The following is a 12,212-nucleotide window of genomic DNA, read 5'->3' as shown; positions in this document are numbered from 1 at the left end:
AATTGAACAAGAGAATATGTCAGAAGAATCTGTAATACTTCCCGTAAAAAAACCAAAATGGTTACGTGTAAAACTACCAACAGGTAAAAAATATACTGAATTAAGAAGTTTGGTTGAAAAATACGATTTACACACAATTTGTACCAGCGGTAGCTGTCCCAACATGGGTGAATGTTGGGGAGAGGGCACTGCTACGTTCATGATTTTAGGTAACGTTTGTACGCGTTCTTGTGGATTCTGTGGTGTAAAAACAGGCAGACCTGATACTGTAGATTGGGAAGAACCTGAAAAAGTAGCTCGTTCAATTAAATTAATGCAAATAAAACATGCCGTAATTACTTCTGTTGATAGAGATGATTTAAAAGATGGTGGTTCTATAATTTGGGAAGAAACAGTCAATGCTATACGTAGGGCAAATCCGGAAACTACATTAGAAACTTTAATTCCTGATTTTCAACTTATACATAAAAATTTAGACAGAATTATAGCTGTATCACCTGAGGTAGTATCACACAACGTAGAAACTGTAAGACGTTTGACAAGAGAAGTTCGAATTCAGGCAAAATATGATCGGAGTTTGGCGGTATTAAAATATCTAAAAGATAGTGGTATCAAAAGAACAAAATCTGGAATTATGTTAGGCTTGGGTGAAAAAGAAGACGAAGTTATGCAAACCATGACAGATCTTAAAAATGTGAATGTTGATGTAGTTACTATCGGTCAGTATTTACAACCTAGTAAAATGCACTTACCTGTAAAAGAATTTATTACGCCTGAGCAATTTAAAAAATACGAAGAGTTTGGATTAAAACTAGGCTTTAGACATGTAGAAAGTGGTGCTTTGGTACGCTCTTCTTACAAGGCACAAAAACACATTTTATAAAATTTTAACACTTTTTAACTTTTCAATTACTCAACTCATACAATTTTGGCATGGAACTTGCCGTTATAGATGTGTAAGCAAAGTAGTTTGCTTTCATTGTATAAATTATTTGAGTTAGTTAAATTTAGAGCGTCCCAGGAGTGGGACGCTTTTTTATTGGAACAAATCGGTTATACATTAAAAGGTCGCGTTTACTCATTTATACTTTTCACTCCTCAATTGATGCACTATTTTTGAAATTCAATTAAATAGTTTTACCATGAAAATTCTTTCGAGTTTAGTTTTACTCACTCTTTTATCCATAAACATTTTTGGGCAAACCAAAACCATACACACCTTTGTTGCACTTTGCGATAATATTAACCAAGGTATCGTTCCGGTTCCAAAAAGTTTGGGTAATGGTCAAGACACAAAAAACAATTTATATTGGGGTGCCACTTATGGCGTAAAGTCATACTTCAAAAACAAAACATCCGATTGGAATCTGGTAAGCACATTCGCCTCTAATAATCCCATTATTTTAGAACGCATTTTATTTAAGCATAAATCTATAGATGTTTATATGCTTGCTGATGCTTATGATGGTGAAAAAATAAAAACATGCATTGAAGATTTTTTAAAAGCATCTAACGGACAAAAACCTATTACTATAACACATGATAAAATGTCATTAGACTTTGGTGGTAGTGCTGATTTAGTGTCATATATAGGACATGATGGCCTAATGGATTTTGATATAAATATAACATATAAATCAACGGAAACCACTAAAAAAGATGCTATTGTATTGGCATGTTATAGTAAAAACTATTTTTCATCAGAATTGAAATCTGCAAAAGCAAATCCCATTTTATGGACTACGCATTTAATGGCACCTGAAGCTTATGTTTTAAAAGCGGCCTTAGACGGATGGATACATAATGAAACTGGAAAACAAATTGACGAACGTGCTGCACAGGCTTACCATAAGTATCAAAAATGTGGTATCAAAGGAGCTCGAAATTTATTTACAACAGGGTTTTAGAGGCTATCGCAACCAAATGAACAATCCCAACCAAACCATTGGCAAACTCTCCACAAAAAAGGCACTATAATACTTATTTTGATCTTCGGTTGATTTTACTAAAAAAAGTAAGGTTACTACTGCTATATAGAAATGTATTCTTAATTGCTCTGGTACTACTGTCGTTTTAAAAAACTCTAATCCTAAAAAAAGCATTAAAAATAATATCCCTAACCATTTAGATTTTTGTATCCCAATGGTCTGTGGTAAGGTTTTCAACTCTTCTTTATCATAAGTGACATCTCTAATATCAAAAGGGATAGTTATTGCCGCCACAAATAAAAAGCGTTGTACAAATAGTATAATTTCTGTGTTACCTATATGAATTTGATGTTGTACCAACGGTATTATAACCGTAACGGCTGCCCATGAAATTGCTATTAAAAATAACTTTACAAAAGCAATATAACGCAGTGAAATTTTTTGTTTTTTTAGATGAAATGGATTTACATAGAATAATGTGATAATCCCAAAAGGGATAAACCAAAACAATGTTGCGTATCTAAATTTAAAAATTAATAAAAAAGCAACTACAGCACTAAATACTGTAAATAGAATTAAAATTAATTTATTGTTTTTTATAAATTCGTAAAACCAAGGTTGCACTTCTTCTATTCTAAAAATGCGAATTAAATTATACGATGCTATTGTTGAAAACAAGCAAAAAAGAGGGATTATATAACTAGAATTTCCATAAGATAGCAAGGTGATTTTCACCAAACAAAATACCGCCAATGCCACGTGAATGTTACTAAAAATGTAGAAATCAAAAACGCGTTTTAATAAGGGCATTTGGTAAAAAATCTAAAATGTTATGGTTGCTGATAAATTCTATAATTGCATGTCCAAAAATACCTCTTTTTTCGCTACTTTTGATTCTTAATAATTCATATATACGCACATATAAACAATATATTTTTATGCAAACGGATTCTTTTACTCTAAGACACCTCGGCCCTCGCGAAAATGACATTCCAGAAATGCTTAACACCATTGGTGTACATAGCTTGGATGAATTGATAGACAATACCATACCTAGTCATATTAAATTAGAAAAACCGTTGAATTTACCATCTCCAATGAGCGAGTATGAATTTACCAGTTATATTCAAAAATTATCTAAAAAAAACAAAGAGTTTAAATCATATATTGGTTTAGGCTATCACCCAACCATTTTACCGGCTGTTATTCAACGAAATATTTTTGAGAATCCAAGTTGGTACACTTCGTATACGCCCTATCAGGCAGAAATTTCTCAAGGTCGTTTAGAAGCTTTGTTAAATTATCAAACGGTTATTGCTGACCTTACAGGAATGGATATGGCAAATTCATCATTATTAGATGAAGGTACTGCGGCAGCTGAAGCGATGATTATGTTGTACAACAATCGCTCAAGAGCCCAAAAGAAAAGTGATGCCTTACAATTTTTCGTTTCTGATGATGTGTTACCTCAAACGGTGTCTATATTAAAAACACGTTCAGAACCCTTAGGTATCGAACTTATTTATGGGCATCATGAAGGTGCTGCACTTTCTTCGAATGTTTTTGGTGCTATTGTTCAATATCCTACAAAAAATGGTCAAATTTATGATTATACTGATTTTATTGAAAGTGCCAATCATCAGGATATAAAAGTTATTGTAGCCGCTGATTTATTGAGTTTAGCTATATTAAAATCTCCAGGAGAAATGGGAGCATCTATAACTGTAGGTACTTCGCAACGTTTTGGAATTCCGATGGGTTACGGAGGACCACATGCTGGTTACTTTGCAACCAAAGATGCGTATAAAAGATCAATCCCTGGACGAATTATCGGTGTAACGATAGATACCGATGGCAATAGAGCCTTACGGATGGCACTACAAACCAGAGAGCAACACATAAAACGTGAAAAAGCAACTTCGAATATTTGTACCGCACAAGTATTATTGGCTGTTATGGCGGGTATGTATGCCGTTTACCACGGTGCCGATGGACTAAAATATATAGCCAACAAAGTGCACAGTTTAACCACTATTTTAAATGAAGAAGTTAAAAAATTAGGTTTACAACAAGAGAACTCAACATTTTTTGACACCTTAAAAATAAAAGTAAGTGCTGCCAATGCCGTTAAAAAGCTTGCCGAGGCTTCAGAAATCAACTTTTTATACTTAGACCATACAACTATTGGGATTTCATTAAATGAAACTACAACAATTGCAGATGTAGACAGTATTGTTTCTATTTTAGCGGAAGCAGAAAATGCAAAGCATGCAGCATGTGCGAACTACACAGATATAACTTCAATACCTGATGACTTACAAAGAAATACGCCTTTTATGACCTTTGAAGTTTTTGAAAATTACCATTCAGAGACTGAAATGATGCGGTATATTAAAAGGTTAGAGAAAAAAGATATCTCGTTAACAGATTCTATGATTTCTTTAGGTTCTTGTACCATGAAATTAAATGCCGCTTCTGAAATGCTTCCTTTGAGTTCTAGCAGTTGGAATAGCATCCATCCATTTGTACCTATTGATCAAGCACAAGGATATCAAGAAATGCTGAGAGATTTAGAACATTCTTTAAACATTATTACAGGTTTTGCTGCCACATCGTTGCAACCCAATTCAGGGGCACAAGGTGAATATGCAGGCTTAATGGTAACTAGAGCATACCACGCTTCTCGCGGTGAATCTCATAGAAACATTTGTTTAATACCTGCTTCTGCACATGGAACAAATCCTGCTTCAGCAGTAATGGCCGGTATGAAAGTTGTGGTTACCAAAACTTCGGAAGACGGAAATATAGATGTTAACGATTTACGCGAAAAAGCAGAATTACATAAAGATAATCTTGCTGCGTTAATGGTGACCTACCCATCAACACATGGTGTTTTTGAAAGTGCCATTAAAGATATTACGAAAACCATTCATGATAATGGCGGACAAGTATATATGGACGGAGCCAATATGAATGCTCAAGTTGGCTTAACCAACCCAGCTACAGTTGGTGCAGATGTTTGTCACTTAAACTTACACAAAACATTTGCCATACCACATGGTGGTGGTGGACCTGGTGTTGGCCCTATTTGTGTGGCTAAACATTTAGCTCCATTTTTACCGACCAATCCTATTATTAAAACAGGTGGTCAACATGCCATTACTGGAATTTCTGCTGCTCCATGGGGCTCTGCTCTGGTTGATTTAATTTCATACGGTTATATTAAAATGTTAGGTGCTGAAGGTTTAACACAAGCCACTAAATATGCCATTTTAAACGCCAATTACTTAAAATCTAAATTAGAAAAACATTTTAAAATATTATATACTGGCGAAAAAGGTTTTGCTGCTCATGAAATGATTGTGGACTTTAGAGAATTTAAAGCCAAAGGCATAGAGGTAACTGATGTTGCGAAGCGATTGATGGATTATGGCTTCCATGCTCCTACCCTTTCTTTTCCTGTTGCAGGTACTTTAATGATCGAACCTACTGAAAGTGAAAGCAAAAAAGAATTAGATCGTTTTTGTGAGGCTTTAATTTCAATAAAATCTGAAATTGATAGCTATGAAGAGGGTATAGATTCTGTATTAAAAAATGCCCCACATACACAAGCTATGTTAACGGCTGATGATTGGCAATTTAGCTATAGTCGACAAACGGCTGCTTTTCCGTTACCGTATATTGCTGATGGCAAATTTTGGCCACCAGTACGCCGAGTTGATGATGCATATGGAGACCGGAATTTAGTATGTTCTTGTAACCCTATTGAGGATTATATGGAGGCTTAAGATTTATTTTATTGTTTTATTACATGAAAACCAAATAGTCGTTATTAATGAAATACCCACAATTGTGGGTATATATTGTTGCTTGCCATTTCAAAAATAAAAACTGATGAAGTGTTTCAAAGTTTTAGTAATGTTATTCTTTACAATAACCTTAAGTGCACAGTCTTTTTTAGGTACTATTGACTATGGAAATTTATCTTTTAATTTCAAAATAAGTCTGACTACAATTGATAACCATACCAATGCCTTTTTTTCTAGTATCGAGATGAATGCTTATGAAATCCCGTGTCAAAATACAAGTTACGAAAAAGACTCTCTTTCGTTTTATGTAATTAGCGACTATTATACTTACAAATACAAATACATTAAACAAAACAATAATTTTAAAGGCCATTTAAGGGTTTATTCTAATGAAAACAAGCAACTATTGAACACATTTGAAACAGATTTAGTTGAAGAAAACAGAACTGACATAAAAGTGATTGAAAAACAAGATGTTAGCTTTACTTCCAATGGTTTAAATTTTTTCGGAACACTATGGAATCCAAAAAATTCGACTCAAAAGGGTTTGTTTTTAGTAACATCCTCTCAAGGAAATGACCGAAGCAGTTCTAATGCCGAGGCTTCATACTTTGCAAGTCTTGGTTATACCGTTTTTAATTACGATAAACGAGGTACAGGAAAATCTGAAGGTAATTGGCAATCAGCAACAATAGAAGACCTATGCACAGACGATATTAATGCTATTTCTTTTTTTGCAAAAACTGCAATGCTTCCGCTATCAAAAATTGGAATAAAAGGTAGTAGTCAAGGCGGGATCAAAATACCATATATATTGACAAAAATTCCAGAGCTCAACTATGGAATTTCAGTAAGTTGTCCCAGTGGGACACTCTTAGAGAGTGATCTAAATAATTGGAAAAACATGAATGTTGATAAAATTGGTCAAGAAAACATAAATTTAGCTGCTAAAGCTCAAAAAGCGGGATATGAGTATTTGGCCAACAATATGAGTTTTAAAAAATTAAACTCGATTAAAAATAAATATGAAAATCAATTTTGGTTCGAACATGTTTGGATTCCTGAAGAACATATTCAAAAAGATTACAAATTAAACTTTAATGGACTTCCATACTTCAAAAAAATCAGTCAGCCTATATTAGTCATTCAAGGATTGTCTGATAAAGTTATTCCTGAAAATAGCTACTTAATTATTGAAAAGGCTCTAAAAAAATCAAAATCAAGAGCATATGAAATTTTAACTTTGGAAAACACGACACATTCTATGACTTATTTAGATAAAGAATTCCCCTATTTTCAGACGTTAACACCTAACTATTTGATTTCAATAGTCGAATGGTTGAATAAAATTGAAAACAACTAAAACAGTATACAATAATGGACAATGGTGCAGTACACATAAAATCTGTTTAATTTACCAATAGTGTACTTCTGTAACGTTGGTTCAGAGTAAAGCTAAATTTATCAATTACTATAGCATATATTAAGAATCCTTAATATTAACGTTGATTTATTTTCACTTTACTACCTAAGATCTAAATAAACGATAAACTAAAATAACTATATTTATTATATTTGGTAATCTATATAATAAACATATGTAAGGGTACATATATTCCTAAGTTGTACGCAATGTCTCAAAACCGAATAAGGAATTATGAAAAAACTGTTCTTAATATTTCTTTTACCACTTCTTGGATTTTCTCAAAATTCTGAAATTAAACCTTATGTCGACTTTTTAAAAAAAGTAGAAAAGAAGTCTGCTAAAGATTACATCTTGCAACAGTTTCAAGAACACGACATTGTAATTCTTTGTGAAAGAGACCATAGTGAAATTTCGCAATATGAATTGATAAAAGAAATATTATCAGACGAATATTTTAAAGAAAATGTGAAAAACATTTTTACTGAAGTTGGAGTTATTAATCTGAATCCAGAAATAACTGATTTTTTAAAAACAAGAGAATTAAATAGTCTTTATGTGGACAAAAAACTAACTGAATTTCAACGAAATGCTTCTTTCTATCCGGTTTGGGAAAGATATAACTATCATTATTTATTAAAAACTATTTATAATATTAACATTAATTCAGAAAATCAAATTTCACTCCACCCTTCTGATTCTGAATTTGATTGGAGGAAAGTAAAAACAGCTATAGATTATACTACAGAATATGAAATCGAAATTGAGCCAAGAGATAGTTTAATAGCTTATAACATCATTAATCAATACGAAAAAATAAAATCCAAAAACAATTTTAAAGCACTAATCATCTTGAATTTCAGACACGCTTTTAGAATAAATACAATTACACCAGACGATGAAATTGTACAAAATTCTGGCAAATATCTATCTGATTATTTTGGAAACAAAGCCGTAAGTATATTTTCCAATCGTCCCGTTTTTTTCAGAAAACAAAAAGATTGGGCATACAAACTCATTCAAGAAGGAAAATGGGATGCTGCTTTCAAATATTTAAAAATTGATGATGTTGGTTTCGATTTTAATAATTCCATTTTCGGAAACGATATTTTCGATTTACAGCAAGTCAAAAATGAGATGAAGTACAAAAATGTATTTGATGGTTTTGTGTTTTATAAAACTATAGAAAAGCACGAATTAATGGACTATTACAATGGTCTAATTTCTAAAGATTTCGAAAAAGAATTCTTTAGAAGACTTAAAATTCAATTAGAATATTTTGAGAATAATTCTATGTTAGAAAAACTTAAAGATAAGAGCTTTAGAGATAAATTATTAAAAGAATGGAACACAAAAAGAATAAGAAAGTATCGAGATTTTGAGTACTTAATCGAAAGCAGGGATAGATATTTAAATGAGTAAAACACTGCGTGAAATACAATACTGTGGTAAAACACAAGTAAAAACGGACTAATTTTTCACTAAATAACTTTCATAGTTTCCATCATATATTAGTCCCAATAAAGCAATAGTAAAAGCCTGTTAATAGATCATTACAAACTGGACAATTCTCCTTGAAAGAAGGTAGTTATGTGATAACTGTAACTTCTAATAAAATATAAATAGTAAAATAAATGAAAAACATATTGAAAATATTTTTTTACTCAGTAATAGCTCTCTTATTTAGTCAATGTAAAAATGAGATTAAGGATGATGAAACTAGACCAAATATTTTATTTGTCCTTGTTGATGACCAGCGTAATGATGTTATCTCCATTGCAGGTCATCCAATTGTAAAAACACCAACAATTGATAACCTTGCCAAGAATGGAATTCGGTTTACAAATGCATTTGTTACCTCTCCAATTTGTGCGGCTAGTCGAGCTTCTATTTTCACCGGATTATATGAATACAAACACAATTATACTTTTGGTAAAAAACCACTTAAAGAAGCATTTGTCGCTAATTCTTATCCCTTGTTACTTAAAAAATCAGGATACATTACTGGTTTTACAGGAAAATTTGGAGTAAATCTTGAAATGAAAGATAGCATGATAACAGAAATGTTTGACTTTTTTAAGCCTTCTCGTAAAAACGCACCGTATTTTGAAAAGCGTGCTGATGGTACCTTACGGCATTCTGCCGAAATTCGAGGAGATGATGCTGTTGAATTTATTAATAATCAGACTTCTGAGCATCCTTTTTGTCTTTCCATAAGCTTTAATGCAGTACATGCTGTAGATGCCAATTTAACTCCTGGAAATGAAGGACATTATCCATATCCTCAGTCCGTTGCTAACATGTATGAAGATGTAGTTATTCCGAAACCAACTTTGAATGCTCCTGAGATATATGAAAATCATCCCGATTTTTTAAAAAATTCATTAAACCGAGAACGTTTTTTTTGGAGGTGGGACACTGAAGAAAAATACCAAACAAACATGAAGGCTTACTACCGCATGATTAGTGGATATGATAACGTTATGAAAAGGGTAATTGCATCACTAAAAGCAAAAGGTTTAGATAAAAATACTATAATTATTTATTCTTCGGATAATGGATATTATATGGGAAATAGAGGTTTTGCCGGTAAATGGTCTCATTATGATGAATCTCTAAGAGTACCTTTAATCATTTATGATCCTCGAATGCCTTCTGAAAACGTTGGACAAACATCAGATAAAACAGCTCTTAATATTGACATCACGGCAACTATTCTTGACATAGCTGGTGTTACTGTACCTCAATCGTATCAAGGAAAAAGTCTCCAACCTATTTTAAATAATGATGAAATTTCCAATTGGAGAGATGGTTTTTTAATTGAGCACAGAATGGAACATAAAAAGATTCCTAAATATGTTGGAATTCATGAACAGCGATATGTTTATGCCAATTATTATGAACAAAATCCGCAATATGAATATTTGCATGATCTACAAAAAGACCCAAATCAACTTATAAATTTTAAAAACGATCCTAATTATACGGAAGTACTTCAACGGATGAGAAAAAAGTATCAAGAATTAGAAAAAAAGTAGTAACGTTTCTGTTCCTAAGTCGGAAAATGGCTTTAGAATGAATCTAAGAATGTAGAACATATTCGATGATTATTTCTAAAATGTGGATCTGAGCACGGTGTATATTTACGCGAGCTTCTTATATTAGCCCAATCATTGATTAAAACTATTTTTGAAACAATCTAAGTTCATACTTCCTATAATTGTAATTTCTCAGTTCTGCTGTACATCTCTTTGGTTTGCTGGTAATGGGGTAATGAGCGATCTTATAGTGAATTTCAATCTTGAAACTAGTGCTTTGGGCCATTTAACTTCGGCAGTACAATTCGGATTTATTTTAGGTACGTTGGTCTTTGCCATTTTCACTATTGCAGATCGTTTTTCTCCCTCAAAAGTATTTTTCAGCTGTGCATTGCTCGGCTCCTTGTTTAATGTAGGGGTAATATGGGATGGTAACAGTTTAACAAGTATACTTTCACTTCGCTTTATTACAGGTTTTTTTCTAGCCGGTATATACCCAGTTGGAATGAAAATAGCTACGGACTATTATGAAAAAGGATTAGGAAAATCACTTAGTTTTTTAGTGGGTGCATTAGTAATTGGTACTGCATTCCCTCATTTAGCCAAAGAAATGACCGGTACATTTGCTTGGAAATCTGTGATCATCTTAACTTCATCTCTTGCCGTAATTGGTGGATTATTAATGTTGATTATGGTACCTGATGGCCCCTACCGAAAACCTGCAAATAAAATAGATCTATCCGCATGTTTTGATATATTCCGGAATCGTAAATTTCGTTCTACTTCCTTTGGCTATTTTGGTCATATGTGGGAATTGTATGCCTTTTGGGCTTTTATACCGGTTATACTAAAGACCTATACCGTTCAACATCCTGAAGTTGTGTTTAACATCCCTTTATTATCATTTTTAATTATTGGAATAGGTGGTTTGGCTTGTGTGGTTGGTGGATACCTAGTGGGTATAGCAGGAACTAAACGAGTAGCCATTATATCATTAATTTTATCATGTGCATGCTGTCTGTTATCACCATTATTCTTTATGTCAGCGTCTGAAAGCTTATTTATTGCTTTCCTTCTTTTTTGGGGAATGGTTGTAATCGCAGACTCTCCTCTTTTCTCAACGCTAGTGGCTCAAAATGTATCCGCAGAAATAAAAGGCACCGCTCTTACCATTGTAAATAGTATTGGTTTTTTCATTACGATTATTAGTATTCAGCTTCTTAATTTTTTACAAAATCTAATGAATCCAACGTATATTTATACCTTATTAGCGATAGGACCTATTTTAGGTTTAATAGCATTATACGATAATAACAATGAACTGAAACAAGTTTAAACTAATTAAAAAATAGTTTAGCCTGATGTATTGTAGACTATTGATGTAAGATTTATAGTAACCAAAGAATATTCAGACAATAAGCAAACAACAACATGTTATTGTATTAGAAGCGTTTGCCAAATTTAAATAGACAGATTGTTATGTTTCATAAAATTGTTAAATTCGATGAATAACTAAACAACAAACTGTTTTTATTATTAATTAAATAAAGCTCATACATAATTATGCTAACAGATATTAATCCAAAATTACCGATGCGTGACAAAAATGTAACGCGAGATTTCTACATCAATACCTTGGGATTTCAAGAAATTGGAACTGCCGACTATGATGTGTATTTGATGATAAAAAAAGATCAAATCCAAATTCATTTCTTTCTATTTAAAGAACTAGACCCTAAAGAAAATTATGGTCAAGTATACATTAGAACAAATGACATTGACCAATTCTACAACTTATTAATCACAACTAAAACGACTATCCATCCTAATGGACCATTAGAAATTAAACCTTGGGGACAAAAAGAGTTTTCCGTGCTTGACCCTGATAATAATTTATTGACTTTTGGGCAAAATATAGAATTATAAAAGTAGACTTCAATTACATGTCATTTATTACTCGTTTTATCGATACTATAAATACCGAAAAGATTCCTTATTTGGTTAGTATTTGCTA

Annotated in this window: 9 protein-coding genes; 8 read left to right on the top strand and 1 reads right to left on the bottom strand. The window is 32.4% G+C overall.

The window, feature by feature from the left end; genetic code table 11:
• The first annotated feature begins 16 nt into the window (after window positions 1–16).
• Window positions 17–883, top strand: coding sequence for a lipoyl synthase (gene lipA, locus FF125_RS05870; protein ID WP_117885286.1), 867 nt, complete (start codon window positions 17–19; stop codon window positions 881–883).
• 259 nt (window positions 884–1,142) lie between these two features.
• Window positions 1,143–1,907, top strand: coding sequence for a hypothetical protein (locus FF125_RS05865; RefSeq protein WP_138948897.1), 765 nt, complete (start codon window positions 1,143–1,145; stop codon window positions 1,905–1,907).
• A 3-nt stretch (window positions 1,908–1,910) separates the two neighbouring features.
• On the opposite strand, the gene FF125_RS05860 is transcribed toward FF125_RS05865, so the two are convergent.
• Window positions 1,911–2,738: a UbiA prenyltransferase family protein gene (locus FF125_RS05860; protein ID WP_138948896.1), complete on the bottom strand. Its 828-nt coding sequence runs from the start codon at window positions 2,736–2,738 to the stop codon at window positions 1,911–1,913.
• 128 nt (window positions 2,739–2,866) lie between these two features.
• On the opposite strand from FF125_RS05860, the gene gcvP reads away from it, so the two are divergent.
• The 6 genes from gcvP (at window position 2,867) to FF125_RS05830 (ending at window position 12,124) form a co-directional block, all read left to right on the top strand.
• Window positions 2,867–5,716 (top strand): aminomethyl-transferring glycine dehydrogenase, encoded by a 2,850-nt coding sequence (gene gcvP / locus FF125_RS05855; protein WP_138948895.1) that lies wholly within the window; start codon window positions 2,867–2,869, stop codon window positions 5,714–5,716.
• Between the two features lie 106 nt (window positions 5,717–5,822).
• Entirely contained in the window at window positions 5,823–7,100 is a 1,278-nt protein-coding gene (locus FF125_RS05850; protein ID WP_138948894.1) for an alpha/beta hydrolase family protein, read from the top strand.
• A 294-nt stretch (window positions 7,101–7,394) separates the two neighbouring features.
• Window positions 7,395–8,582 carry a hypothetical protein gene (locus FF125_RS05845; protein ID WP_138948893.1) on the top strand — a complete coding sequence of 396 codons (1,188 nt, stop codon included), beginning with the start codon at window positions 7,395–7,397 and terminating at the stop codon, window positions 8,580–8,582.
• Between the two features lie 212 nt (window positions 8,583–8,794).
• The gene (locus FF125_RS05840) at window positions 8,795–10,198 is read left to right on the top strand and encodes a sulfatase family protein (RefSeq protein WP_138948892.1); all 1,404 of its coding nucleotides are present in this window, start codon (window positions 8,795–8,797) and stop codon (window positions 10,196–10,198) included.
• A gap of 151 nt (window positions 10,199–10,349) precedes the next feature.
• Entirely contained in the window at window positions 10,350–11,534 is a 1,185-nt protein-coding gene (locus FF125_RS05835; RefSeq protein ID WP_138948891.1) for an MFS transporter, read from the top strand.
• Window positions 11,535–11,761: 227 nt separating this feature from the next.
• Window positions 11,762–12,124 carry a bleomycin resistance protein gene (locus FF125_RS05830; protein ID WP_138948890.1) on the top strand — a complete coding sequence of 121 codons (363 nt, stop codon included), beginning with the start codon at window positions 11,762–11,764 and terminating at the stop codon, window positions 12,122–12,124.
• Window positions 12,125–12,212 lie beyond the last annotated feature (88 nt).

Source organism: Aureibaculum algae (assembly GCF_006065315.1).
In the GTDB taxonomy this organism is placed as follows: domain Bacteria; phylum Bacteroidota; class Bacteroidia; order Flavobacteriales; family Flavobacteriaceae; genus Aureibaculum; species Aureibaculum algae.
The sequence above is the reverse complement of the archived record's forward strand: the minus strand, read 5'-3'. Positions and strand labels throughout refer to the sequence as shown.

Coding starts and splice junctions, on each gene's coding strand:
- lipA (WP_117885286.1), top strand. CDS start 17: ATGTCAGAAGAATCTGTAATACTTCCCGTAAAAAAACCAAAATGGTTA.
- FF125_RS05865 (WP_138948897.1), top strand. CDS start 1,143: ATGAAAATTCTTTCGAGTTTAGTTTTACTCACTCTTTTATCCATAAAC.
- FF125_RS05860 (WP_138948896.1), bottom strand. CDS start 2,738: ATGCCCTTATTAAAACGCGTTTTTGATTTCTACATTTTTAGTAACATT.
- gcvP (WP_138948895.1), top strand. CDS start 2,867: ATGCAAACGGATTCTTTTACTCTAAGACACCTCGGCCCTCGCGAAAAT.
- FF125_RS05850 (WP_138948894.1), top strand. CDS start 5,823: ATGAAGTGTTTCAAAGTTTTAGTAATGTTATTCTTTACAATAACCTTA.
- FF125_RS05845 (WP_138948893.1), top strand. CDS start 7,395: ATGAAAAAACTGTTCTTAATATTTCTTTTACCACTTCTTGGATTTTCT.
- FF125_RS05840 (WP_138948892.1), top strand. CDS start 8,795: ATGAAAAACATATTGAAAATATTTTTTTACTCAGTAATAGCTCTCTTA.
- FF125_RS05830 (WP_138948890.1), top strand. CDS start 11,762: ATGCTAACAGATATTAATCCAAAATTACCGATGCGTGACAAAAATGTA.